Annotated in this window: 17 protein-coding genes; 7 read left to right on the top strand and 10 right to left on the bottom strand. The window is 38.7% G+C overall.

Going from position 1 to position 26,617, the window contains the following annotated elements:
* Positions 1-2 precede the first annotated feature (2 nt).
* From B9Y81_RS06215 to B9Y81_RS06190, 6 genes are all read left to right on the top strand, one after another.
* On the top strand, positions 3-1,802 hold the full coding sequence (locus B9Y81_RS06215) for a serine/threonine-protein kinase (RefSeq protein ID WP_085536139.1): 1,800 nt from the start codon (positions 3-5) through the stop codon (positions 1,800-1,802).
* A gap of 39 nt (positions 1,803-1,841) precedes the next feature.
* Positions 1,842-2,732 (top strand): hypothetical protein, encoded by an 891-nt coding sequence (locus B9Y81_RS06210; protein ID WP_139822898.1) that lies wholly within the window; start codon positions 1,842-1,844, stop codon positions 2,730-2,732.
* Positions 2,733-2,744: 12 nt separating this feature from the next.
* The gene (locus B9Y81_RS06205; RefSeq protein ID WP_085536137.1) at positions 2,745-4,901 is read left to right on the top strand and encodes a tRNA wybutosine-synthesizing protein 4 beta-propeller domain-containing protein; all 2,157 of its coding nucleotides are present in this window, start codon (positions 2,745-2,747) and stop codon (positions 4,899-4,901) included.
* 24 nt (positions 4,902-4,925) lie between these two features.
* The gene (locus tag B9Y81_RS06200; RefSeq protein WP_085536136.1) at positions 4,926-5,606 is read left to right on the top strand and encodes a response regulator transcription factor; all 681 of its coding nucleotides are present in this window, start codon (positions 4,926-4,928) and stop codon (positions 5,604-5,606) included.
* Positions 5,603-6,502 (top strand): sensor histidine kinase, encoded by a 900-nt coding sequence (locus B9Y81_RS06195; RefSeq protein WP_085536135.1) that lies wholly within the window; start codon positions 5,603-5,605, stop codon positions 6,500-6,502. Before B9Y81_RS06200 ends, B9Y81_RS06195 begins: the two co-directional genes overlap by 4 nt.
* 156 nt (positions 6,503-6,658) lie before the next feature.
* Positions 6,659-8,035 (top strand): aminopeptidase P family protein, encoded by a 1,377-nt coding sequence (locus tag B9Y81_RS06190; RefSeq protein WP_085536544.1) that lies wholly within the window; start codon positions 6,659-6,661, stop codon positions 8,033-8,035.
* 201 nt (positions 8,036-8,236) lie between these two features.
* Here B9Y81_RS06190 and B9Y81_RS06185 read toward each other — a convergent pair whose 3' ends face one another.
* The 7 genes from B9Y81_RS06185 to B9Y81_RS06155 form a co-directional block, all read right to left on the bottom strand.
* Positions 8,237-10,498, bottom strand: a complete 2,262-nt coding sequence (locus B9Y81_RS06185) for a GH92 family glycosyl hydrolase (RefSeq protein WP_085536134.1) — start codon at positions 10,496-10,498, stop codon at positions 8,237-8,239.
* A 3-nt stretch (positions 10,499-10,501) separates the two neighbouring features.
* Positions 10,502-12,811 (bottom strand): GH92 family glycosyl hydrolase, encoded by a 2,310-nt coding sequence (locus tag B9Y81_RS06180; protein ID WP_085536133.1) that lies wholly within the window; start codon positions 12,809-12,811, stop codon positions 10,502-10,504.
* A gap of 154 nt (positions 12,812-12,965) precedes the next feature.
* Positions 12,966-14,555: a RagB/SusD family nutrient uptake outer membrane protein gene (locus B9Y81_RS06175; RefSeq protein ID WP_085536132.1), complete on the bottom strand. Its 1,590-nt coding sequence runs from the start codon at positions 14,553-14,555 to the stop codon at positions 12,966-12,968.
* Between the two features lie 21 nt (positions 14,556-14,576).
* Positions 14,577-17,945 carry a TonB-dependent receptor gene (locus B9Y81_RS06170; RefSeq protein WP_085536131.1) on the bottom strand — a complete coding sequence of 1,123 codons (3,369 nt, stop codon included), beginning with the start codon at positions 17,943-17,945 and terminating at the stop codon, positions 14,577-14,579.
* 154 nt (positions 17,946-18,099) lie between these two features.
* Positions 18,100-19,071: a FecR family protein gene (locus B9Y81_RS06165; protein WP_085536130.1), complete on the bottom strand. Its 972-nt coding sequence runs from the start codon at positions 19,069-19,071 to the stop codon at positions 18,100-18,102.
* A gap of 79 nt (positions 19,072-19,150) precedes the next feature.
* The gene (locus B9Y81_RS06160; RefSeq protein ID WP_085536129.1) at positions 19,151-19,711 is read right to left on the bottom strand and encodes an RNA polymerase sigma-70 factor; all 561 of its coding nucleotides are present in this window, start codon (positions 19,709-19,711) and stop codon (positions 19,151-19,153) included.
* Between the two features lie 384 nt (positions 19,712-20,095).
* A complete protein-coding gene (locus tag B9Y81_RS06155; protein ID WP_085536128.1) occupies positions 20,096-21,385 on the bottom strand; it encodes an NAD(P)/FAD-dependent oxidoreductase in 1,290 nt (429 codons plus the stop codon).
* A gap of 142 nt (positions 21,386-21,527) precedes the next feature.
* On the opposite strand from B9Y81_RS06155, the gene B9Y81_RS06150 reads away from it, so the two are divergent.
* A complete protein-coding gene (locus B9Y81_RS06150; RefSeq protein ID WP_085536127.1) occupies positions 21,528-23,318 on the top strand; it encodes a MutS-related protein in 1,791 nt (596 codons plus the stop codon).
* A gap of 59 nt (positions 23,319-23,377) precedes the next feature.
* On the opposite strand, the gene B9Y81_RS06145 is transcribed toward B9Y81_RS06150, so the two are convergent.
* Genes B9Y81_RS06145 through B9Y81_RS06135 form a run of 3 tightly spaced genes read right to left on the bottom strand, consistent with a single transcriptional unit; the run spans position 23,378 to position 26,513 of the window.
* Positions 23,378-24,052 carry a YiaD family glycine zipper/OmpA-like lipoprotein gene (locus tag B9Y81_RS06145; RefSeq protein WP_085536126.1) on the bottom strand — a complete coding sequence of 225 codons (675 nt, stop codon included), beginning with the start codon at positions 24,050-24,052 and terminating at the stop codon, positions 23,378-23,380.
* Between the two features lie 57 nt (positions 24,053-24,109).
* The gene (locus tag B9Y81_RS06140) at positions 24,110-24,436 is read right to left on the bottom strand and encodes a hypothetical protein (protein ID WP_085536125.1); all 327 of its coding nucleotides are present in this window, start codon (positions 24,434-24,436) and stop codon (positions 24,110-24,112) included.
* Between the two features lie 16 nt (positions 24,437-24,452).
* Positions 24,453-26,513, bottom strand: a complete 2,061-nt coding sequence (locus tag B9Y81_RS06135; RefSeq protein ID WP_085536124.1) for an acetate--CoA ligase family protein — start codon at positions 26,511-26,513, stop codon at positions 24,453-24,455.
* Between the last annotated feature and the right edge of the window lie 104 nt (positions 26,514-26,617).

Below are 26,617 nucleotides of genomic sequence, written 5' to 3'. Positions count from 1 at the left end.
GTATGGATCTTCCTAACGGATATATACTTCAAAAAGGGAAATTTAAATTAAAACACGTAGTTGGCCAAGGAGGTTTTGGCATAACTTACAATGGTGTGTGGTTTACGGAAGTAAAAGGTCCGTTAGGCGCATTAACTACTGAAATTCCTGTATGTATTAAGGAATACTTCTTTAAAGACTACTGTTATCGTGATAAGGAAACAAATGCGGTTAAGGTTCATTCTGAAACAGGAAAGATTCTTTTTTCCAAGTTTAAGGAAAAACTAATCAAAGAGGCAAAGATATTATCCGATGTAAGTCATCCTTATATTGTTAATGTATTAGAAGTTTTCGAGGAAAACAATACAGCTTATATTGTTATGGAATACATTTCCGGATGTTCCTTGAAATATATGCTGGATAATAATGGCGTATTGTCTGAAAACAAGACACTTAAATACACTCGTCAGATAGGGGAGGCCTTGTCGTTTGTTCATCAGAACAGCATCCTGCACCTGGATATTAAACCCAGTAATATTCTGATTGACAAAAATGATAACGCCCGCCTGATTGATTTCGGTGTAAGTAAACGATACGATATTGCTTCGCAGGAGACAAGTACGACTATGCTTACTCTCTCTAAAGGGTTTGCCTCAATCGAGCAATACGATGATGAAGGGACGCAAACATTTTCTCCTTGTCCCGATATATATTCCTTGGGTGCTACAATGTATAATCTGATTACAGGAAAAGTGCCTACCGAGTCGATATTAAGAGCTACCCGTCCGCTTATTAAACCTTCGGAGATTAATCCGGAAATCACACCCAAAACAGAAGCTGCCATTCTGAAAGCTATGGAAATCATTCCGGAAAATCGTTTTCAGTGTGCCGCAGACATGCTGAATGCATTGGATATTCCCCCGGAGGAACCTTTGGAAAAAAATACGCTTCAGGAAACTTATGAAAAGACTGAAGACGAAACCGTATTATTACCGACAAACAAAGAAGTAAAAACGAAGACACCTGTTTTGACACCCGTTCAAAAAACGAAAAAAGCACTTTTACTAACTTTTATCGTTATTTTCTCCACGGTGGTTTTTTCTGCTATATCTTATGTTTTTCAGAAAAATTTCGCGCAGGAAGGGCATGCTAATGTGCAGAGAAACCTTGAAACAGATGACAATTTGCCGGTAGATATCCCTTTACCTGTAGAAAATAATGAAACAACAGTAGTTGAAGAAGACTTGCCGCAAAATAAACCTGAGGAGATTGAGCAAATCCAAGAAGTAATACCGGAAACAAGAGTAGAGAAAGAGGAGGAAATAATAACAAGCACTCCTTTGCAAACAGAAAAAGAAACTCAGCCTATTACCGGACACAACGAGGATAATGCGTCTTTAGAATCGTCGATTGCAGAGAATGAAATAATTTATAAGAATCTTATTGCTTCAGGTAAAGAAAAAATGAATACATTTGACTTTGACGGAGCAAAAAAAGACTTTACTAAAGCAAAGAACATTACTATCACGGAAGAGGTCGTACGGTTATTAATTTCCTGTGATTTGAAAGAATCAGAAAAAAGAATCGAACGGAAAATGGAATTGTATGATTTTAAAATGAGCTTTGGTAAGCTAAGAATCGTCACAAACAAAGTCACGAAACGTTATGGCGCAATTAATGATAAAGCTGAAGAAATAATTCCATGCAAATACATTACAGTTGGCCGAAGTGAAAGCGGACGAGCTTTCGAACGTGAAGATCATTTGTTTGATATATATAGCGAAAGTGGAGAATTATTAGGAAATGGGCTAACTTATTACTAACAATAAATGAAAAAAGGCTGGATTTTAGTATTTCTAAGCATGGTTACTTTTTCAGTAACAGGACAACAAATAACAGAATATAATAAAAAAGGTGATGAAGCCTTAGCACGCGCTAACTACAGTGATGCAAAAATGTGGTATGAAGAGGGGGTTGTAAACTGTGATCTGTATAGCATTAATAAAATCACTGAAATATGGATGCAGAAACCGGAAATGAGAATATCCATGCGCTCCTTAGTCACAAAATGTTACGACTGTCTGACTACGAAAAGTGCCGAAAATGATACGCTGGCAATCAGAAACCTAATCTATTATCACAAAGAAGGAATCGGAGTGCCTCAAAATAAAACGCTGGCTTCCTATTGGACTCAGCGTCTTTCCTATCTGGCTAAAGACACGGACCTGACAGGGTTGTATGATCAGGCTGTTCTTAAAAAGGAAAAACAGTCTACTTTTTTTATCGGCTATAGTTATTCTATAGAAGCCCCTTTTGGAATCAGCGTTGGCTCTCTTGGAAAAAAATGGGGATGGTACGCAAGGATGAAATCCAACCTGTCATTTGCTAACTCTGATGCGGAAAACAATAATCAGGGTTTTGTTTCTCCCGTTCAGGAATTGTATAGTTTTGACAAGGATAAGATAAATTGCCATATAGGAACCGCCGGTGTGATCTACAAATGGTCTGATCTGATCCATACATCTTTAGGGGTAGGTTATGGAATGAGGGATTTATTATGGCATTACAATATATATAAAGACGATCAGAAAAGCAGTGAAGGCTGGAGTAAGAATATAGAAGCTTCTCACAAAGGTGTTGTTGCCGAATTTGATTTTATATGGAGCTTCGGAAAAACATTTGTAAGTACCGGACTTCATACTGTGAATTTTAAATATGTTGATCTAAATGCGGGAATTGGTGTTTACTTCTAAGAGCTTAATCAAATGAAAAAAAAATATACGTTCCATATAGCTGCCTTGTTTTGTTTGATTTGTTGGACAAGCTGTCTTTCAGATCCAAATCTACCTACTGACATAATAAATGCAAAGGCACCCGAAATTCAAACACTTAAAATTGAAGGTAAAACCGCAACTACCATTACGATTTCGGCCGAAGTGCTAAAAGAAAATGGTATGCCGGTTACAGAATATGGGGTTTACTGGAGTAAAGACACGGCTATTGATACCACAAAAGCTGAAAATATCAGTGTAGGAAAAGGCAAAGGTGTTTTTACGGCAAAAATTGAGGGATTAGATAACAATTCTACGTATTACGTTGCTCCTTATGCAAAAAATAAAAAAGGGATTGGATTAGGTGAAACCGAAGTTGTAAACACAGCGGATGGTTTAGGAACCGTAACTACATTCGAACCTAAAAACGTAACCGCATCTACCGTTGATGTTGGAGGTGAAATAGGACTGCATGGTGAAGGAAGCATCAAGAACAGGGGCGTTTTTCTTTCTCTTAAATCAGGAGCAGCAACACCAGACACTATTATATATAGTGAAATGGAAAAAGATTCATTTATTTGTAATGTAACCATGCTGAATCCCAATACTACATATTATGTAAAGGCCTTTGTAGAAAATACTTTTGGCTATTTTTGGGGTGAAGAAAAAAGCTTTATCACATCAAGTGGTTTACCTAAAGTGGCTCAATTAGCTGCTGTAGAAATCAATTTCTATGACGCAACATTTAAAGCCAAAGTTGAAAATGAAGGAGACGTACCTGTTTTGGAAAGAGGTTTTTGTTATAAAATAGAAGATGGTAAACTACCTACAATAGAAAACGACACGATTCATTGTGGTGCAGGTGCAGGTGCTTTTGAAGGGAAAATAATAAACTTATCTAATCAATTCGAATATCACATTCGTGCTTATGCAAAAAATAAGTTTGGTGTTGCATATAGCGAAACCGATACCGTATTCTCTGTAAAAAGCGATTATCCTTTGGTTCGCATCAGTGACACGCATATCCTCGGAAAAGGTACTGTGGAAATTACAGGCACTGTATTAGATGAAGGACGTAGTCCTGTTGTAGAATCAGGGTTCTGTTGGTCAACAACAAACGCTACTCCCGATTCAACAGATAACATTATGCCGTTAAGTTCCGGAAAGAAACAATTTTCGGGTGTTATAAGCAAAATGAAAGGTAATACTATTTATTACATAAGAGCGTATGCCAAAAATTCAGTAAAGACCGTATATAGCGAAAAGGTGAAACGCATTGAAACACCCGATGTTTACAGGAAACTTGAAGGACTAGATATTGAACTCACACAGGGTAGCTGTACTTTCTTTCATTCCAACGTAGACGGATTCCTTCTGGGTGGCGATAAAGGCACAAACTATACAACCGAATTATGGCGTTATAACTATATACAAGGCAAATGGATTGGCAAGAAGGGTTATCCCGAAGAAGGCGTATTCGGACAAAGTCCTGTTGTTGTTTCGCGTATAGCTTATATTTTCGGTGGGAAAAATGCTTCGGACAGCTATTCAAAGAATCTTTACAAATACAGTACGTATGATAATATCTGGACAAAGGTAGATGCTGCGCTAAGTCCGGATCCGATTGCATTTGCTGCAGGGTGCAACTTAGGGGAAAGTGCTTATTATATTGGAGGACTCCGGGAGGGTGATGTGATCAGCAACGAAGTAAGCCAGTATAATTCACTTGACGAAAAATGGAGTTTCAGATCGGATATTCCTAAAGCACAATTCGGGGGGATTGCTGTAGTACATAATAATAATACCATTTACGCCGGTCTCGGATCTACGAATAAGGACAGAACACAAAACAATAAGGAAATGTGGTTCTCTAACGATTTTGGTGTATCATGGAATGCTTGTGCATCGATACCTTTAAGAGCTTCCAGAATTATTGGTGGAGTAATGTACAATGACAACATCTATGTGGTGGATAATAACGGTCAGATCTGGCAATATTCTGTTTTGGATAATACCTGGACGCAAAAAATGTTATTATCTGTTTTAGATGAAAAAGTACATTGCATATATCTGCTGTATGATGAAATTTTCATTGGCTTAGGAACCGGAGCAGGGCATTTCGTTGCTTACAGGCCTTATTGGGATAATTAATAGTTAGAGTAGGGGAGATCGCTTATGGCCAAAATACTGCTTGTTGAAGATGAAAAAAACATATCTTCCTTTATCGAAAGAGGATTGCAAGAATCCAATCATGAAGTTACAGTAGCGTTTGACGGTGCCGAAGGTTGGGAATTCATCAAGAAAGAAGATTTTGACATCCTGATTCTCGACATAATGATGCCTAAAAAAAACGGGTTGGAACTATGTAAAGAATTCAGACAGTTAAAAGGATATACCTCTCCGGTTATTATGTTAACTGCTTTAGGCACAACAGAAGACATTGTAAACGGATTGGATGCCGGAGCCGACGACTATTTGGTTAAGCCCTTTAGCTTTCTGGAACTCGAAGCCCGGGTTAATGCATTGGCCAGACGAATCAAACCACAGGATAATGCAGCAAATTCGTATACTTGTGCCGATCTGATTCTTGATGTAAATTCGCGTAGGGCGTTAAGAAAAGGAAAGGCTATCAACCTCACAGTAAGAGAATTTCGCTTATTAGAATACTTGATTACGAATCAAGGAACTGCTTTAAGCCGTTCAGATATACTGAAGCAAGTTTGGGATAAGGAAGCCGGACGAAACATGAACGTTGTCGATGTTTATGTAAACTATTTAAGAGCTAAAATAGATAAGGGATTTAAACAAAAACTAATCCAAACCGTTGTCGGAATAGGCTATATGATGGAAGCATGAAGCCCAATAATAAAATAATATTTCTCTATACAGGCGTCACCATAGGAGTTATTATGATTGCCTTTATTCTATTCTCATTAGTCGTCTCAATCCGCATCAATACGATTCACGAACAATATGTACTATCAGATAAGCAGATAATTGAAGCAATCAGGAAAGATGTATTAACTCAAATAGCCTGGATTTCAGTTCTTTTTATTTGTGTTAGCGGCATACCCGTTTATTTCATCAGTAAACGTTACGCCAAACGCATATCGGAACGAATAGACCATGCCTACGAAAGTGAAAAAGCCTTTATACGGAATGCCTCGCATGAAGTAAACAATCCACTTACAGCCATACAGGGAGAGTGCGAAATAAGCCTGATGAAAGAGCGCACCCCAACTGAATATCAAAACGCTTTAAGGCGAATTGCTTCCGAAACAAAGCGAATGATCCTGTTAATGAAACACTTATTGTTTCTGGCGCATGGCGAAAAAGAAATGTTGAACAACAACACTGAACCCATTCAACTTGCCAATTTATTGATGGAATACGCGCAGGGAAGAGTCCATTTTTCCATGGATAATTTTGCACTTACAATCGAGGCCAATCCGCAATTGTTGAGAATGGCCTTGGATAACTTGATTGGGAATGCCTGTAAATATTCCGAAGGCTTAGTGTATTTAGATTTGCGAGGCACTACGCTTGAAATTATTGATCACGGAATAGGAATCCCCGAAAAAGAATTAGAAAATATTTACCAACCTTTTTACAGAGCAAGCAATACACGCGAATTTTCAGGAAATGGAATCGGATTGAGTTTAGCCATTCGTATATTAAATTTTTATGGCGCTCAAGTTAAAATTATTTCAAAAGAAAAAGAGGGAACACGTGTATCCATTGATTTCCAATAACATAAAAACAGTTCACATAAGTATACGGTATAGGCTATATAATCCTATTAAACATAATAGCGATTATAAATTACATAAAAGATAAGATAAGCGATTCATTTAGTTGGATTTTATTTATCTTTGATAGTATCATTAAAAACACAGATACTTATGCGTATGTTTAGTAAAGACACTTACATTGCCAGACGGGCAAAATTAAAAGAAACAATCGGATCAGGATTATTACTTTTTTTGGGAAATGATGAAAGCGGAATGAATTATGCGGATAATACCTACCATTTCAGGCAAGATTCTACGTTCTTATACTTCTTTGGGCTTGCTCACGCCGGCTTATCAGCAATTATAGATATTGATAATAACCGCGAAATAATTTTTGGCGATGAACTGACTATCGACGCAATCGTGTGGATGGGAATTCAGCCAAGCCTGAAGGAACTTTCCGGACTTGCCGGAATTTCTGAAGTTTTGCCTTCTAAAGACATCCAAAACTACCTGAAGAACGCGCAAAGCAAAAAACAGGAAATCCATTATCTACCTACTTACAGAGCCGAACATCAAATAAAATTACAGGCTTGGATGGGCATCTATCCGGGCACAGAGAAACCTTCCGTTCCTTTTATTGTAGGTGTTGTAAATCAACGTAACTATAAAACTGACGAAGAGATCGTTGAAATTGAAAAAGCCTGTACTGTTACTGCAGATATGCACCTGACTGCTATGCGTATGGTGCGCCCGGGAATCAAAGAAAGCGAAGTTGCCGCGGCTGTAGCTCAGGTTGCCTATGCCAATGATTATCAATTGTCTTTCCCTATTATCGCCACGATTAACGGACAAACGCTTCATAATCATTACCACGGCAATATAATAAAAAGTGGCGATATGTTGCTTTTAGATGCCGGGGCTGAAACAGAAATGGGCTATGCCGGCGATATGTCTTCTACCATCCCGGCTGATAAGAAATTTACTTCCCGCCAGAAAGAAATCTATGATATTAGCATAGCAGCCCACGAAGCGGCTGTTGCGGCATTGCGCCCGGGAGTGCTTTTTGAGGATGTTTATGACCTTTCCGTTAAGACCATTGTTGAAGGACTTAAAGATATGGGATTCATGAAAGGCGATGCTATGGAAGCGGTTAAAGCCGGTGCGCATGCCATGTTTATGCCTTGCGGACTTGGCCACATGATGGGCCTTGATGTTCATGACATGGAGAATCTGGGAGAAGTATACGTAGGTTATGACGGCAGAGCCAAAAGTACACAATTTGGACGTAAGTCATTACGTTTAGGCAGAAAACTGGAACCGGGTTTTGTGTTAACAATCGAGCCGGGAATCTATTTTATTCCGGAATTGATTGATCTGTGGAGAAGTGAAAATAAATTTACTGAATTTATTAACTACGATAAGCTTGAAACTTACAAGGATTTTAGCGGTATTCGTAATGAAGAGGATTATCTGATCACTGAAGCCGGCGCCAGATTGTTAGGAAAGAAACTTCCGCTGCGCACGGAAGAAGTTGAAGCAATACATTGCTAAATCAGCAACAAAAAACAGCCCGATAAATCGTATGATTATCGGGCTGTTTTTTTATATCCTTTATCTTTTAAAACATATCCTTTATTTTTCAAAAAATAACCTTTATGTTTTGAAAAATAACCTTTATATTTTCGGGCTTTATAACTACTTGTTTTTCAGTACTTTCCAAAGAGGCTATTTTGCAGTTATTTTTCGCACTTTTCAAGGCTTGGCTACTGCCGATGGCGGCGGAGTTTTTGTACCCCAATTTTTGTTTGCCTTTGGTCCCATTACCACTTCCAAAACACCTCCTGAAGCCATATCTTCATGACTGAACCATGCTTTATCATGGTCTTTGCCATTTAATTTAGCAGACTGGATATATTTGTTTTCCTTTGAAGCATTTATGGCTTTTATTTCGAAAAACTTACCTTCGCCCAGATCTATTTTGGCATACGGAAATACCGGACTTCCTATATTATAGGTAGGAGAACCGGGAGTTACCGGATAAAAACCAAGCTGACTGAAGGCTACAAAAGCAGACATCCCTCCCCCATCTTCGTCGCCGGGCACGCCCATCAGGTCGTTTCTGAACCATTGATCAAGCAAAACGCGAATGCGTTTCTGCGTTTTCCAGGGTTGACCGGCATAGTTGTAAAGATAAGGTATATGCAAACTGGGTTCATTGGCCATTGAGAATTGCCCCACATTACCGGTATGATCCGGCAGCGTGGCGTAAAATTGCCATTTAGACATACCTAACGGTGTGTTGAACATATCGTCGAGTGCATCGGTAAACGATTTGTTTCCGCCAATCAGCGTTACCAGATCGCCAATGTTGTGCTGAACATCCCAACGGTAAACATATCCATTGTTTTCATCGTAATAATCGCGCGCGCCCAAACCACCGGAGTAACGATAATCTAATCCTTCAATAAAATTGCCGTCTTTATCTTTTGGGTGGAAAAATTTGGTTTCCGGATGAAACACATTGCGATAGTTGTATGAGCAAGCCAGATAATGATCGGCCTCTTCGGTGCGTCCTAATTCGCGGGCAATCAGTGATAAACACCATTGATCGTAGGCTGTTCCCAAGGTAACCGCTATGGGTTGTCTCTTCTCCCATGATGAAACATTTGCTACAGTTTCCTTTTCGCCCGGTTTTAAGGCCGGAAAATAGCCTTGTTCCTTATAAAAAGCATCAAGCCAACCGGCAGGAGCTCCTGTCCAGGGAATCAATGTTTTTTCTTCAATCCCTTTTCGGCAAGCCTCATAGGCATATTCCAGATCAAAACCGCGAACGCCCTTCAGATAAGCATCGATTACGGTTGCTACACCGTGGTTTGAATTCATTCTTCTTGAGTCTCCGGTTACTTCCGGGAAGGTTGGCATCCAATCGTCTCCCATTTGTTGAGCCATCAACAGGAATGAATTGATCATATCGTTTTCCCGTTTCGGATCAATCAATATACGCAACGGATGTGTTGCGCGATAGGTATCCCAAATCCAATCGTCGGTATAAAAAGGACGACCTTCGTCAGCGTGAATATTGCCATCGAAAGCACTGTAATAGTGACCGTCTTCGCTCAAACATACCGGGCGTTCAAAGCAACGATACAATGAGGTATAGAAAACAATCATGTCTTCCTCTGCCCCACTCTCTACACTGATCTTGCCTAAGGCTTCATTCCAGATAGTTCGTCCGGCTTCAGCAATAGTTTCAACATTGTAGGTATTTATTTCACGTTCCAGATTTTTCTTAGCCTGTTCTTCGCTGATAAAAGAAATACCATAACGGAGGTTAACTTTCTGTGTTCCAACTGTAAACGATAGAATAGCAGCGGCATTTTGTCCTTCCACTGTTGTTTCGCTGTACACCGTGTTTCCTTCTTTCACCACACCCGATTTCTCCGGTGTTTGTTCGGTTTCGGCATAGAGATACACTTTTGTTGTTTTATCGACGTATTGGAATCCTCTCACTGAATTATCTTTTATTTTCAACGCACCATTACGACTGTTGAAAATAAGGTGAGCCGGAGCATCCGAGCCGAATTCAATTGTATAAACTGCACTTTGCGACGATGGCGCATAATCCACCTGCACTCCAGCATCATCCAGATATACCTGATAGCGATATGGCTTGATCACTTCCTGATCGTAGCTGTATTGCACAATGGATTGTGCTTGCTGAATTTCGCCGCTTACCGGACTGAGGTTAAAGGCAGAACTACCCCGGTGACTTGTAACTATTAATGGTAACCCATTCAACATGTCGCCCGTATAATCAGCACGTTCGGGATAAACACGAAGCATACTGTTCGGCAAATGAACTGTTGGATAAGTAGGAACCAAAAGGTGACTGATATTCCCCATGTACGGATTTACATAGTCTACGGGTGTCATGAGAGACTTTTTGTTTGCATCCTGTGTTTGACAGGATGCAAAGCCAAGTAATACTAAAGATGCGATTAAAATTTTCTTCATAACTTATTTTTTCTTTTCATTCACGGAGAACGAGTAAGGAAAATCTTCAGCGTTAACACCTCTGTTTGTGGCCGGTTTATCGCTCATTTTTACGTCAAGCACACCACCGTTATGCAGATCAGCATGTTTCAGATAGTTTTTCGTATAGTTTTGTCCGTTAAGTTTTACAGACTCCATATAAACATTCTTGCTGTTGTTTTCCGGTGCGTTGATTACAAATTTTTTACCATTCTCGAAGTGCAATGTAGCTTTCTTAAACAATGGTGCTCCCATCACATATTCGTCAGTTCCCGGACATACAGGATAGAAACCTAAAGCAGAGAAAACATACCAGGCGGAAGTTTGTCCGTTGTCTTCATCTCCACAATAGCCATCAGGTCCCGGCGTGTACATTCTGTTCATAACTTCGCGCAACCAATATTGAGCTTTCCAGGGTTCACCGGCATAGTTATACATATAAATCATGTGTTGAATCGGCTGGTTACCGTGCGCATAGTTACCCATATTCATAATCGTCATTTCACGAATCTCATGAATAACCTGTCCATAATAGCTATCGTCAAATAATGGTGGAACAATAAATACAGAATCAAGCATATTTACGAAATTCTTCTTTCCACCCATCAGGTCAATCAATCCCTGCGGATCATGAAATACCGACCAGGTATAATGCCAGCTGTTTCCTTCCGTGAATGCGTCGCCCCATTTTAATGGAGAAAAAGGAGATTGGAATTTCCCGTCTGCATTCTTTCCACGCATCAAACCTGATTCGGGATCATACAGATTTTTATAATTCATTGCGCGTTTCGCAAACAGATCAATTTCTTTTTTAGGACGTTTCAGGTCTTTTGCTAACTTCCAGATACACCAGTCGGCATAAGCATATTCTAACGTACGGGCCGCATTTTCGTTGATCTTCACATCGTAAGGAACATAACCTAATTTGTTGTAATACTCGTGTCCAAGACGTCCGGTAGATGAAGCCTTATCGTGTACATTTTCGGTTCCATGAATCAAGCCTTTATAAAGCGTTTCCAGATCTTGTACCTTTACACCTTTGAAATAAGCATCCACAAGAACCGAAGCCGAATTGTTTCCAACCATACAACCACGATGGCCCGGACTTGCCCATTCGGGGAAGAATCCGCTTTCTTTATACGTATTGATCAAACCTTCCTGCATCTGTTGATTCATAGAAGGATACATCATATTAAGGAATGGGAATAAACAACGGAATGTATCCCAGAAACCGGTATCCGTAAACATATAACCCGGCAAAACTTCGCCATTATAAGGACTATAGTGCACCACTTCGCCCGCCGCATTGATTTCATGAAACTTACGAGGGAACAATACCGAACGATATAAGCAAGAATAGAATGTACGATACTGATCTAAGTTTCCACCTTCTACTTCAATTTTACCCAACACATCGTTCCAAGCTTTTTTACCTTTATCTGCTACCTGATCAAAAGAATCATTTCCCAGTTCCTTTAAGTTGATAGCAGCTTGCTCATGACTGATAAAAGAAGAAGCCACTCTTGCATGAACCACTTCACCTTTTTTTGTTTTAAATCCGATAATGGCACCTGCGTGATTTACCGTCTGCTCTAAAACGTTTTCCTTCACATCAGCATCGGCAACTGTAGCTTTATAAGTAAAGGGTTTGTCAAATTCTATCACAAAATAGTTTTTGAAATTTTCGGGCACTCCCCCACTGTTACGCGTTGTATAGCCGATAATTTTATTTTCTTCCGGAATAATTTTTACTGATGATCCTTTGTCGAAAGCATCAACAACAATGTACGAATGCTCATTGTCCGGAAATGTAAAACGAAACATAGCCGCACGATCAGTAGGCGCGATTTCCGTAACCACATCGTGTTCGGCCAAATATACTTTATAATAATAAGGTTTAGCCACTTCGCTTTTGTGAGAGAACCAGCTGGCACGCTTATCCTGATCAAACTCCGGAGTCCCTACTACCGGCATTAAAGAAAACTGACCGTAATCGTTTATCCACGGACTGGGTTGATGTGTTTGTTTAAAGCCGCGGATTTTATTAGCGGTATATATATAAGCCCATCCATCACCCATTTTACCGGTTTGCGGAGTCCAGAAGTTCATACCCCAGGGAAGTGCGATTGCAGGGTACGTATTACCGGTAGATAATTCAAAAGTAGACTGCGTACCCATCAACGGGTTTACAAATTCTACCGGATCAAAGCCCTCTTCTCCGACAGCGAATGCCGGTTTAAAGGCAAAAGCAATTGCCAAGGCTAATAGCAATTTGCTGATTTTTCTTTTTTTCATGATTTAACTTACTATTTTAAATATAAGATTATTCTTTCTGCAAAGAAACGAAAAACATTCTCCTAATTAAAATTTAAGACAATCCCTTGTTAATGGATTTAATATAAAAAGCCCGGAAGGGTTACTCCCGGGCTTTCTTTAAAAGCAATTAAAATTATTCGTAACCAGGGTTTTGAACCAAAGAAGGATTGCGTTGCATTTCATTCTTTGAAATAGGCCATAACAGATGAGACTCTTTAAATGTTTGTCCCCAAGGATTCTTTGCTCCTATTACATTGATAAAATTAACTTTCCCTTTTGCAGAAGAAGAGGTTGTTGGATACAAACGAGTACGTTGAATATCTTGCCAAATACGCATTTCATAAGGAAGTTCTCTCATTCTTTCAATCAAAACTTCTTTTACAAAATCATCTTTAGACAATCCTTGCAAAGCACTTTCAATCTCTGTACGATTAGTAGTTGTATAGGCTCTTGAACGAACGTCAGCTAAATATTTAACCGCTTCAGAAGTAACACCTTCAGATTGAGCGATTGCTTCGGCAGCAATTAATAAAACTTCAGCATAACGGTAGATCGCATAATCTTTACCACTACGACCTGTATTCAACAAAGCATCTTCGTCATAAAAAATCCATGGAGCAACTCCACTGGTAAATTTCTTATGGATAGTTTCGCCATCCTTTTCATACGTATACTCACTATGAAAGAACTGACGTTCCTGAATTCTCAAGTCTTTTGCCGGATCGTAGATATTCAGGTATTCCTGAATTGGGCGATAAGCATTGTTTGTGATAGAGTATTTAAAAATACCCCATGTTGCTGATTCATTCGGCATAGACCATTGCGGACGTGCGTTTGACGAAATGGTTGCATCAGACTCATAAGTATAGATATATTCAGCATTGTTATCTTCTGTGCGAATAACATTGTAAGCACTTGTTTCCGGAGTTGAACCGTTCTCAATCAATTTATGTTTGCCATTATTGATTACTTTGCGTGCGGCAGTTGCTGCGGCAGCATAAGAATTTTGCTGAACAGGATATCCACTCATCGTTAAGTAAACATGAGCTAAGATTGTTTCAACAGTATTCTGCGAAATTCTATGCGCATTTGATGTAAATGCTTCGTTAGGCAGATCAGCTGATGCTTCAGTTAAATCCTTTACAATCTGATTGTATACTTCAGAAGATGGAGTACGTTCACGATATATATCGTTCAATGATTCATAAGGTTCAAGAACCAAAGGCACATCACCAAAAAATCTTACTAAATGGAAATAGTTCAAAGCACGGAAAAATTTAGATTCTGCCAATAATTGAGCTCTTTCCTTATCACTTAGTCCGGGAGTTTCAGGCAAATATTTAATTGCGTTATTTGCTCTTGAAATAGCCTCATACGTGTTGTTCCATTCGGTATCCAACGTTCCGGAGATGTTTTCAGAAGTTATAGACAACTTTTGGCTATAGTCGCAAACAACTTCTTGTCCTTTATATTCATTATCATAGAAACCGGATATAAATCCACCTAAAGTTGCGCTAACCGGCATATAAACGCCGTTATTACCGAAAAATTCAGGGAATCCTTTTCTATACAGACCATTAACGGCACTTTTAGCGTCAGATGGGCTTTTGAAATTTTCTTTGATACCTTTCTCTGATTTTGGGTTCTCTTCAAGGAAGCTGTCACATGACGTAGCAAATCCTACGAAACCACAAAAAGCTAATCCTAATAATATCTTATTCATATTTAATAAATTCTAAGGTTATTAAAATGTTACATTAACACCCAAGGTATAAGTTCTTGGCTTAGGATACTGGAAGAAGAACATATTCTGCCCCCATTGATTATCACCATGAGAAGTTCCTTCAGGATCGTAACCTTGGAAATCACTTGAGTGAATAACAAACGCGTTGTTAATACTAAAATAAGCGCGTAATGCAGCAAGCTTCAAGGATTTTAATGTTTTTGGTTCAAAAGTATAACCTAACTGAATCAGATTACCACGAATATAAGACCCGTCAGTTACCCAATGAGAATCAAGTTCTGAGCTTTGTCCTGATAAGTTCGCGTTTCTGATTGCCTGAACCATAGTGTTTGGGTTTGAACCGTTATATCCATCATACAAAATACTTTTTAAACCACTGGTGTAACCGAAACGGTCTTCAGCCGAGTGATAGTATTGTTGCAGAATGTCTACTCCGGCAACAAATTGAATATCTAATGTAAGGTCAAAATTCTTGTACGAGAAATTATTGATAAAGCTTCCTGTAAAATCAGGCACACCCTTACCTAATACTTTCTTGTCTTTCGAACGTTTTGCCTGACCAACTCTTGCACCGGCAGCTTCTGCTTCAGCACGTTCTTGTTCAGTCCATACACCCAATCTTTCATAACCATAGAAAGAACTTAACGATTCACCAACGCGAAGAATTGTCTGGCTACCGGATACCCAGTTCGGACCAGGGAAGATATCTTCATCGTTTTCGCCTAATTTCTTAATTTCGTTCTTATTGTAGTTAACGTTTAATGTTGTTGACCATGTGAAATCACGGTTGTTAACGTTTACAGAGTTCAACATGAAATCTACCCCTGTGTTTTTAACCTCACCAATGTTATCGATAACCGAACCAAAACCTGTGCTACGAGGAACCGGTCTATCCAACAACAAGTCTTTTGTTAATTTATGATAGTAAGAAACATCAAAATTAAGTCTGTTTCTGAATAAATTCAAATTGAATCCAAAGTCAAACTGGTGAGTTTTTTCCCATTCCAAATCCGGGTTCGGAAGACGAGATACATAAGAGTAAGACTGACGTTTGCCATCGATCAAATAAGTACTTGACGCAATAGTAGCTAAAGAACGGTATGTACCAATTTCACTGTTACCGGTTATACCATAACTTGTGTGAAGTTTTAATTGATCCAACCAAGATACGTCAGACAAAAAGTCTTCGTTAGACATTAACCAACCCAAACCAAGAGATGGGAATAACGCATATTTATTGTTTTCACCAAATCGTGAAGAACCGTCCATACGCATAGTTGCAGTAGCCATATACCTATCATTATAGGTATAAGCACCTCTGATAAAATAAGAGTTCATAGCCCAGTTTTGATAGCTGGAAGAAGGCGAAGCAGGTGTTGTGCCGGCTCCCATATTATCAAAACCGAAGAAGTTGTCGGCAAATCCTTTTGTTGAGATAGAAGAATCCGTATTTGTTCTTTCCTGCCATGACAAACCTAAAGTACCGTTTACTCTGTGCTTACCAAACACATTGTTGTATGACAAATAAGTTTCCTGTTGCCAGAACAGCATTTGCGTGTCGCTCATATAAGCGTAACCATCTTCAGAAAGATTGATCATGCCGCTTGGTGTGTATTCTTTCCATTTACGTAAATGACTGTCAACTCCAAATTGAGCTCTAAGATCAAGACCCGGAGCCAAGTGGAATGTCAATGCCGCGTTACCAAAGATTTGTGTTCTGTAGCGTCTGCGTTGCATTTCTTTCAAAGCATGTACAGGGTTTGTCATAGCTTCAAAACGGAAGTCGTCTGTCGAAGAGAATGAATTCGACCAAGAACCATCAGAAAATTGTACAGGGAAAATAGATGGCATTTCAATAATTGTACGACGAGGTACCTGTCCGCCACCACCGTCATCTGTATCATTCTGCCAAGTATGGTTAACCAATACGTTTACACTGGTAGACAACCAATCCAAAGGTTTAGCATCATAAGTTAATTTTGCGTTAATACGTTTCATATACGTATTCAACATAATACCTTGTTGATCGGTAAAGTTAAGGAAAGCACCTACTGAAGAATTTTTACCACCTTGTTGGATATTGATCTGATGGTTATGTGAAATAGCAGTGCGTGTAGCTTCGTCTTGCCAATCAGTATCGTAGATTGGAGTACCATCCGCATTGAATAAGCGAGAGTCTGATAAATCTAATGTTTTTGGAGAATAGTTTTCATCCGCTGTATACCATTTATTGTAGTTATCATAACTCTTCTGTAATGTTTCAATAAATTCAGCTGAATTTAAAACATCCATTTTGCTTGCTTTGTGAGACATGCTTACATAGCCATTATAGCTAACAGAAACTCCCTCACCACTTAAACCTCTCTTGGTTGTTACCATAATAACACCGTTAGCACCACGCGCACCATAGATTGCAGTTGCAGAAGCATCTTTTAACACCTCGATACGTTCAATATCATTGGGGTTAAGGAACTGGAAATCTTCCATTACCACACCATCAACAACATATAACGGATTTGAAGATGAGTTAATCGTACCGATACCACGAATCATTACACGAGTAGCACCACCCGGTTGTCCGGAGTTTGAGAAGATATTCACACCCGAAGCTTTACCTTTCAAACCATCTAACGCATTGAACGAAGATGTTTTCAATATATCTTCTGCTCCGGCTACTGAGATAGAACCGGTAACATCCGATTTACGCTGAACACCATAACCTACTACCACCACTTCGTCAAGAGCCTGAGTATCTTCAAGCAGTTGCACGTTGATTGTAGTTTGGCTTCCCACAGGCACTTCTTTACTTAAATAACCAATGTAAGAAACCTGCAAGATAGCGCCTTCAGGTACTTGCAAAGAGTAATTTCCATCGAAATCAGTTACTGTTCCGTTAGTTGTGCCTTTTACAACAACGTTTGCTCCAATAACTACTTCGCCTCTATTGTCGGTTATAGTTCCTGAAACGGTTCTCCCTTGCTGAGCGATAGAAGGGATTGCATTTTTTGTTAAAACGATATAATCGTTTTCAAATGCATACTTTACGTTTGAGTTCTGAAAAGCTTCAGTCAAACACTGAGCTACGGTTTTTTCTCCTGTATTCAAGGCAAGAGAAGTTCCCGGGTTCACCTCATTTTTACTGTACACAAACAGGTAATCTGTTTGATCTTCAATCTGATCAATAAATTCTGCTATTGTCAGACTACTTCCTGTAATATTCACCTTCGCATTTTGCGATACCGTTTTGGTTGCAAATGAAGAGAACACACAAAGGAAAAGAAAGAAAGTTGAAATTCTCATAATATTCAAAAATTTCATTCGGTAATGATTTTGAAATAATAAAAGATTTGACAAAGGTTCTTTTTTCATAACTTTGTTACATTTTCTTGTTAATACTTAATTAGATAATTTTGTGTTAGCACAATCTGACCGGTAGATGCTGCAACATCTGCCGGTTTTCTTTTTCGGACTTTTTATATTTTCATACGCATGTTTTTAGGTTATAAATTCTACACTATTTAAGTCACTTTATTGTAATATGATTTAAATCGTCGTCTTTATAAAATGAAAATGGATATGCTTTTTGAAAGGTTCTTAAAGCACTAACTATACCATCCCTTTGTCTGAATTTTCCATTGAATTTATATTCTGCCAATGCAGGATTGTCAATCTCAATAGTAATGTCATAATAAAGTTCTAATTTTTTTATAATCTCTTTAAACGCAATATCATCAAACGCATAAATGCCATCTCTCCATAACAGAAAATCTTTTTTGTCGGCAGCCCGTTTTATTAATCTGTTGTTGCTTAATTCTGCTATCTCATTCGGATTCAATTGCAACGCGTTTCCTTCATCTGAGGATTTATAAATCCGGATAGATCCCTCTTCAAGGTAGGCGTTAAAGCCATCCGAGCCTTTATAGGAGAAAACATTAAAACGAGTTCCCAGAACCTTTATGTCGAGTTTTTCGGTTGACACCACGAATGGATGATCTTCATCATGTTTTACATCAAAAAAAGCTTCGCCATCCAATTCTACTTTACGTGTTTTCCCCATGAATATATTCGGATAGCGCAACGTGGAGGCAGCATTCAACCATACTGTTGTGCCATCATGCAAAACAACCTTGGCTCTTTGTCCCGATGGTGTTTTATATTCCTCATAAGCAACAAGAGATTCGGATATACGTTGTTGATCCTTTAAAAACAGCCAGGTCGAAACTATCGTTAGTAACACAACAGCTGCATACTTCATTATGTTTTTGAGAAACGGTAAATATCGATTTTTCTGATGCCGTTTTTTAAACTTACTCAATTGAGCCCGTCCTATTTGCTCATCGTCTTCTGATTCCAATAAAGCAGACAAAGCATAGATGTTCTGAGCATAAGCAAATTCTTCTTTAATTTGCTCATCAGATTGAATAAGACTGTTAAGCTCTTCCTTTTCGTCAGGCTTAATTGTTTTCTCGATATATTTAAAAATAAGTTGATGCATTCTCTTTCCTCGATTCTTAACTGAAAGAGCGTTTCAAACGCGAATAACCACCAATAAAGCGTGTTAAAATAAATATTATTTAACAGTTAATAAGAAATGCTAACAGTGGAAGAAAATCTTTAAGTTCAATTCGCAGTTTTTTTAACGCTATCGACATCTGATTTTCAACCGTATTAACGGATATTCCTAATTCTTCTGCAATTTCCTTGTATTTTTTACCTTCTACCCTACTTTTAAGAAAAATAAGCCTGCAACGTTCCGGAAGTCTTTCAACAGCGTTTATTACGATACGCTCTATATCCTCTTCCGAAGACAGTGTGTAATTTAAAAGTTCTAAAGCTGATAATTTAAGGGATAAATCATTTTTATATGCATCTACCACATGCTGATGCCTGATAAAGTCCAAACATTTATTCTTAACCAATGAAAAAAGATAAGAAACTAAACTTATACGAATGTCCAGTACATCTTTTCTTTCCCAAAGCAATAAAAAAACGTCTTGTACTATGTTTTCTGCATCTTCATCAGACAACACATATTCTTTCGCGAATCGATGCATTCGTGAATAATACAACACATAAATTTTATCAAAATTGTCTTTCAGACTATCAGTATAAATAATAGTGTTTTGTTTTGTCATTTGACTATATGATACGGTAAGAAGAATTCGTTTATAAAAAATAATCTCTGTGATCCTTACTATCTATGCAAATATACAAAGTTTTTTATCATACTGAAAACATATATTAAAAGGATATAGACCGAAAAAAACTCAAAACAGAACGAATAAACAACTCAATATTATTTTCCGGAAAACTTAAATTGGCACTTAATTAATCTCTACTTTGTTTTTTATTTTCTATACTATATTCTTTTTCCAATAAAGTATATTTTCCTTTTTCCATATATATAGAAAAAGCTTTCCACAGCTATAGAAAAACTTTACTATATATATAGAAAAACTTTACCACAGTTGTAGAAAAAGAAAAATATACTTTATAAATTAAATTTTGTTCTATTCTATTTAAAAAAGATTACTTTTCTTTGGGCGAATCAGTAGGCGAAGTGATAAGTCGTAGTTGAAATAGTTCCATGCCCAATCAATCAACACGGCTACACGGTTGCGCATCCCTACTATAGACATGATGTGTACGAAAAGCCAAAGCAACCAAGCTACGGTTCCCCCAAAATGAAATTTGCCCAAATCGGCAACAGCTGCATTTCTGCCGATGGTGGCCAATGAACCTTTGTCTTTATACTCAAAACCTATGTATGGACGCCCTTTCACCTTTCCATTGAGGTTTTTTGCTAATCGCTGAGCCATTTGTAAGGCCACTTGCGCCACTTGAGGATGTCCTTTAGGTGTTTTTTCGGAAATAAGGAGTGCCGTATCGCCTAAGGCAAATATGTTTTTATATCCTTTCACCTGGTTGTATTCATTTACAAGCATTCGGTTTCGCTCATAGGCTGTATTGTCAATTCCGGGCATTGGTTTAGGTGTTACACCGGCAACCCAAAACACATTTTTGGAATGGATCTTTTGTCCGTTTCCCAACGAAACAACAGGTTGTTCGTATGACTCTACATGGATTCCCTGATGTATAATCACCCCCCGTTTAGTGAGCGTTTTAGTTACTTTTTTAGAAGATTTTTCTGACATGGCGGCCAACAAGCGAGGCGCCGCGTCGATCAGGTGAATTTCCATTTTATTAAAATCAAGCTCAGGGTAATCTTTTGGGAGGATACCTTTCTTCATATCGGCCAAAGCACCGGCAAGCTCTACGCCCGTAGCGCCACCTCCAATAACTACAAAAGAAAAAAGTTCTTTAAACTCTTCCGGATCCTTAGCATTTAGTGCTTGTTCCAAACTTAGCAATAAACGGTTTCTGATCAGAAGTGATTCGGAAACGGATTTAAGTGCGAAGGTAGACTCTTTCAACGCGTCGTTTCCAAAATAATTGGTATCGCAGCCTGTTGCAATCACTAAATAGTCATACGCTATGTAGCCAATATTAGTCTCTACTTTGTTTTCTTCCGGATCAATCCGGGTAGCTTCACACATTCTCACATGGAAATCTTTCTGATTCTGGAACATCTTTCGAAGCGGATAAGATATTGAGCTCGGTTCAAGACCGGCCGTAGCTACCTGATACAACAAAGGTTGAAACTGATAATAGTTGTTTTTGTCGATCAAAACTACCTGATAATGTTGTTTATCAATCTTCTTTGCCATTTCCAATCCGGCGAATCCTCCTCCGATAATTACAACTCGTTCTTTTTTCTTCGAATCCGGAATATTAGCTATTTGTTTCATACGATTATTGTTTATTTATTACCTATTCGTTTCACACTGATGTATTATAATCCTATCTTTTTTAAAGTTCTATATTAGTAAACAAATGAATCAGACATAGGGTTGTGTATAATCAAGACTGATTTTATTTACCTTTGCGGGCATGGAAAAAATCTATCAGTTTTATAGCGAAAAACACAATGCTTGCAAAGCACAGGCCGCACATTTGTCCAAGCGTATTCATCTTTATGGAACAATCCGCCTCATATTATTTGTTGGGTTGTTTGTGGTCTTGTATTTTTTCAGTGGCAGTGGGTGGAAAGTCTTATCAATCATTACACTTTTATTTGCCTTACCTTTCATATTATTAATGGTATATCATACCTATCTGTATAATAAAAGAAAGTGGCAAGAAACGCTGCAGCAGCTTTGCGAAAATGAACTGAAAGGATTAGATTATGATTTCAGCGCGTTTGATGGAGCTACCGATCGCTTGAATGGATCGCATTCGTTCAGCATTGATTTGGACTTATTTGGCAATCGCTCCTTTTTTCAATCCATTAATAGAACTACAACCTATATTGGCAATGAACGATTAGCAGAATGGTTGCTTTGTCCGTTAACCGACAAAAACAAAATAATTGAAAGACAGGAGGCGGTTAAGGAATTGGCTTCCCTCTCCTCCTTCCGGCAAGATTTTTACGTTGAAGGTTCGCTTAAGCCTGGAAAGAAAGACGATTATAAAAAACTGGAGGAGATGACCGAAACACCGTCTTACTTCTCCGATAGTATGCTTTGGAAAGTCCTGTTATGGGTTTTTCCTATCACTTGGACTATGCTGATTGTTTGCGTTTCGGTCGGACTGATTGATGTTGCGATTATTTCTATAGCCATAGTCCTTTCAATGGGAATCGCTTATAGCAAGGCTAAGAAAACAACGACTCTACATAATCGTGTAAATAAATTGGGAAATTTACTTGCCACCTACTCCGCGCTTATTCGAATGATTGAAAAAACGGACTTTCACAGCACACTACTTTCCAAAGAGAAAGACAAACTAAGGAAAGAGTATAATGCTTCGGATGCTATCCGTAAGTTATCCCGCGCTATAGGTGCATTAGATCAGCGTCTGAGCGCAGCCGGATTACTCTTGCAAATATTTACATTACGTGATGTGCGAACATCTATTCGCATTGAGCGGTGGATGCGGAACTATAAGGAAGATATGCCGCAATGGTTTGAAGTGCTGTCTACTTTTGACGCGTTAAACAGTATGGGTGGTTTCGGTTTTAATCACCCGGACTATATCTATCCGGAAATAGCTGATAAGTACTTTAAAATGGAAGGAAAGAAACTAGGGCATCCGCTAATGAATCGGGCAACTTGTGTTAAGAACGATATCGCGATCAAACAAACACCTTCTTTTCTGATCATCACGGGAGCAAATATGGCAGGTAAAAGCACATACCTCCGCACAGTAGGGCTGAATCATGTATTGGCTTGTTGCGGTATGCCGGTATGTGCGGAGTCTTTAACGGTATATCCGGCCGGCTTAGTAACGAGTCTGCGAACTTCGGATGATTTGATGAGTAATGAGTCTTATTTCTTTGCCGAACTGAAACGACTAAAGATGATAATAGATCGTTTACAATCCGGTGAAAAGCTCTTTATTATTCTGGACGAGATATTGAAAGGTACAAACTCTGTCGATAAGCAGAAAGGATCGCTTGCTTTAATGAAACAATTGGTTCGACTAAACGGCTGTGGAATTATAGCAACCCACGACCTTGTTTTAGGTACCTTGGCTGAAGAATTTCCGGAGCAAATCAGCAACTTCCGTTTTGAAGCAGACATTACCGACAACAACTTAACGTTCTCTTACCAACTACGTCCGGGAGTAGCTCAAAACATGAATGCTTGTTTCTTAATGAATAAAATGGGAATTACACTATAAAGAAAGGGCGGTCTCTTTTTCGAGCCGCCCTATACACCTATTTTTAACTGTTGGAATTTTTATTTTAAAGTTCCTTGTTGTGCTTCCTGAATCATTTTTTCATTCGCAAGGATAAGAACTTCTACCCTTCTGTTTAAAGCACGACCTTCCGGAGTTGCATTGTCTGCAACAGGTTGATGAATACCTTTTCCCTCATAAGTTAAACGGTTCGTTCCAACTGAATTAAGGAGTAAATAATCATATACGCTTTTCGCTCGTTTTTCAGACAGTGTCTGATTGTAATCAACTTTACCTGTACTATCCGTATGACCAACGATTTTTACATACGTATCCGGATTTTGTTGAAGCGTAACAGCAAAATTAGATAATGCATTTTTAGCAGCATCACTAACCGTACTGGAGTTGGTAGCAAAGAAGATACCAGAATCGAAAGTCACCTTCAGGGCTTCACCATCGTTTACTGATTCAACAGTAGCTTCCGGAATCTGAGATTCGATTTCTTTCTTTTGTTTATCCATCTTTTTCCCAATCAAAGCACCTGCCGTACCACCCACGGCAGCACCAATTACGGCACCTAAAGCTGTATTACCTGCGATTGCACCAATACCTGCACCAACAGCACCGCCAGCGCCTACACCAATTCCTGTACCTTTTACAGTATTACTAGCTCCACATCCGGACAAAACTACAGCCAAGCACAACATTGCAACAGCTAACAACTTAACTTTTCCCATTTTGTTTTATTTTAATGTTTTAAAAACTTATAAAGTTCTATGTTATTATAACAAATATCAATCAAACATGTTTATAGACTCACAGTACTCTAATTCCCCTTGCACAATAAAAATAATATCTTCGACATCAAACTTACCTACTCCATCTTTTTCGGCATTTTTTACGACAAAAGAAATTAATTCCTCTTCATCAATTTCTACATTTTCGTCGTCGTTATGGGCATTTTCGTCAAAGAATCCTTTCGTATCATAAAACTCATAGATAAGATCTACGATATAATTAATATCGTCATCACTGAATTTTTCTTTCAGTTCTTGTGGAAGATAATTCCGAATAAATCTTACGGCATCGTCTTCATCATAAATTAATTCTTCGTTGCTCATGTTTTTTTGTTTTAAATTATTTTTCTATCCGGATGCGAGCATCAACGGCATATAAACCTTTTTCAGTTGCCAGAACTGGATTTATGTCCATTTCTTTAATCTCCGTTGCGAAACGAAGCAGAATGGACAACCTTACAATAATATCAGCGTATTTTTGTTCATCTATTCCTTTCTGTCCACGTGTTCCTTTTATAATTGGATACCCACGCAAAGAGCGGATCATAGAATATGTCTCATCATACGACAAGGGAGACAACCCATAGGAAACGTCTTTCAACACTTCAACAAAGATACCACCTAAACCGCATAATACAACATGCCCGAATCGTTCTTCGTATTTTGCACCGAGGAATAGTTCTTGTCCTTTCAACATTGGCTGTACTAAAACGCCTGTTACTTCCGGCAAGCTCATCATTCGTTCTATTTCAAACAGCAAATGTTCTTCTGTATTTATATTCAGGGATACACCACCAACGTCGCTCTTATGTACAGGACCAACGACTTTTGCTACAACAGGGAATCCGATTTCTTTAGCAAAAGCCAACAATTCTTCCTTATCAGCAGAAACGAACTCTTCTACTAACGGGATATTGGCAGCCTTTAATAATTTACGTACATCTACCGGATTAAGGTATCCTCCGCTTGGAAGATTGTCTACAATACGTCTTACTTCAGCCACATTTACACCAAACAATTGAAAATCCGCATTGGCCGGCTTTGGCGTATTAATAACTAAGGATAAACCAACTCCCAGAGTTACTTCGTCTGAAAAGTTAACATGTCCTTTCTTTATGAAATTTTTAACCTCAGGTCCTGCTGTTACAATAGAAGGTAAAATTGGGAATATCGGCTTCTTGCCTTCCTCCATTTTTTTATGTAGTACTTCGTAAGCATCATAAAGCTTCATCAGACCGGTGCTGCCAAAAATTACGATAATCATATCGACCTCGTCAAAACGATTTTCACAATAATCTATCGCTGTTGCCAAATGTTCAGGAGTTCCTGTTCCGATAATATCAATCGGATTTCCTACCGCAGCTCCGGGAAGTAGTTTCGTTTTTAATTCAGCCGCAATCGGACCTTCTAAATTCGGAACATTTAGTCTTCCTTTCGACAAAGCATCAGCTAACATTACTGCCGGCCCGCCGGCATGAGTTACAATTGCACAATTGCGACCTTTAACCTCCTTCATGGTGAAGATACAAGCAACTGTTGTCAATTCCTCCCGACTGAAACAACGTACGATACCTGCTTTACGGAAAAGAGCTTCTACTGCCGAATCTGAACTGGCAATAGCCCCTGTATGTGAAGACGCCGCACGCTTCCCTGAGTCTGAACTTCCGGCTTTGATCGCGGCAATACGACATCCTTTACGGATCAAAGAAGAAGCATGTAACAGCAATTTGTCCGGATCGCGAACACTTTCTATATAGAGCATCTTATATTTGGAATCCGTTGCCGGATCAAAATTACGATCCATATATTCAAGAACATCCTCTACCCCGTTTTGCTTGGAATTTCCAACCGACCAAACGGAAGAAAACTTTAATCCTTTTGTTAATGCCGACTCAATAATATAAAGAGCTGTAGCACCTGAACTGGAGATGAAATCCACACCTTCTGAACTAAATTCCGGAATCGGACGGGTGAAAACTCCCTGATAATTCATGTTCATCACACCAATACAGTTAGGGCCGATTAAGGAAGCACCTGCATCATTGATACTTTTAAGAATTTGTTCTTCCAAAACAGCGCCCTCTTTGGTCTCTTCACCGAATCCGGCAGAAATAATTATAAAGGCTTTAACCCCTTTTTCTTTTGCGAGGATATCAACTACTTCAGGACAAATAGCCGCCGGAACAGCAATAATGGCTAATTCTACTTCCGGAATATCACGTACATGCGTATAAGATTTTACGCCCTGCACATTCGTTTCTCGCGGATTTACAACCAGCAAGTCTCCTTTGTATTTCCCATCTAACAGGTTTCTTACCAAAAAGCCTCCCGGTTTGTGTACATTGTTGGATCCTCCAACAACAACAATACTTTGCGGATCTATTAATTCTCGGTTAATCATAACATTTCGTTTGTTTTATCCAGTGTGTATTGCAACAAATATAGTCTTTTTATCTGTTGTTAATCACTCAACAAACAGATTTATTTACATTATGACAATATAGA

It is taken from the genome of Massilibacteroides vaginae (genome assembly GCF_900178525.1).
In the GTDB taxonomy this organism is placed as follows: Bacteria; Bacteroidota; Bacteroidia; order Bacteroidales; family Tannerellaceae; genus Massilibacteroides; species Massilibacteroides vaginae.
This window is presented reverse-complemented; position numbering and strand designations above follow the sequence as displayed.

Excerpts from the sequence above, each read along its gene's own strand:
- B9Y81_RS06175 (WP_085536132.1), bottom strand. The coding sequence starts at position 14,555 with ATGAATAAGATATTATTAGGATTAGCTTTTTGTGGTTTCGTAGGATTT.
- B9Y81_RS06165 (WP_085536130.1), bottom strand. The coding sequence starts at position 19,071 with ATGCATCAACTTATTTTTAAATATATCGAGAAAACAATTAAGCCTGAC.
- B9Y81_RS06190 (WP_085536544.1), top strand. The coding sequence starts at position 6,659 with ATGTTTAGTAAAGACACTTACATTGCCAGACGGGCAAAATTAAAAGAA.
- B9Y81_RS06205 (WP_085536137.1), top strand. The coding sequence starts at position 2,745 with ATGAAAAAAAAATATACGTTCCATATAGCTGCCTTGTTTTGTTTGATT.
- B9Y81_RS06145 (WP_085536126.1), bottom strand. The coding sequence starts at position 24,052 with ATGGGAAAAGTTAAGTTGTTAGCTGTTGCAATGTTGTGCTTGGCTGTA.
- B9Y81_RS06140 (WP_085536125.1), bottom strand. The coding sequence starts at position 24,436 with ATGAGCAACGAAGAATTAATTTATGATGAAGACGATGCCGTAAGATTT.
- B9Y81_RS06215 (WP_085536139.1), top strand. The coding sequence starts at position 3 with ATGGATCTTCCTAACGGATATATACTTCAAAAAGGGAAATTTAAATTA.
- B9Y81_RS06180 (WP_085536133.1), bottom strand. The coding sequence starts at position 12,811 with ATGAAAAAAAGAAAAATCAGCAAATTGCTATTAGCCTTGGCAATTGCT.
- B9Y81_RS06185 (WP_085536134.1), bottom strand. The coding sequence starts at position 10,498 with ATGAAGAAAATTTTAATCGCATCTTTAGTATTACTTGGCTTTGCATCC.
- B9Y81_RS06155 (WP_085536128.1), bottom strand. The coding sequence starts at position 21,385 with ATGAAACAAATAGCTAATATTCCGGATTCGAAGAAAAAAGAACGAGTT.
- B9Y81_RS06150 (WP_085536127.1), top strand. The coding sequence starts at position 21,528 with ATGGAAAAAATCTATCAGTTTTATAGCGAAAAACACAATGCTTGCAAA.
- B9Y81_RS06195 (WP_085536135.1), top strand. The coding sequence starts at position 5,603 with ATGAAGCCCAATAATAAAATAATATTTCTCTATACAGGCGTCACCATA.
- B9Y81_RS06210 (WP_139822898.1), top strand. The coding sequence starts at position 1,842 with ATGGTTACTTTTTCAGTAACAGGACAACAAATAACAGAATATAATAAA.
- B9Y81_RS06200 (WP_085536136.1), top strand. The coding sequence starts at position 4,926 with ATGGCCAAAATACTGCTTGTTGAAGATGAAAAAAACATATCTTCCTTT.
- B9Y81_RS06170 (WP_085536131.1), bottom strand. The coding sequence starts at position 17,945 with ATGAAAAAAGAACCTTTGTCAAATCTTTTATTATTTCAAAATCATTAC.
- B9Y81_RS06160 (WP_085536129.1), bottom strand. The coding sequence starts at position 19,711 with ATGACAAAACAAAACACTATTATTTATACTGATAGTCTGAAAGACAAT.
- B9Y81_RS06135 (WP_085536124.1), bottom strand. The coding sequence starts at position 26,513 with ATGATTAACCGAGAATTAATAGATCCGCAAAGTATTGTTGTTGTTGGA.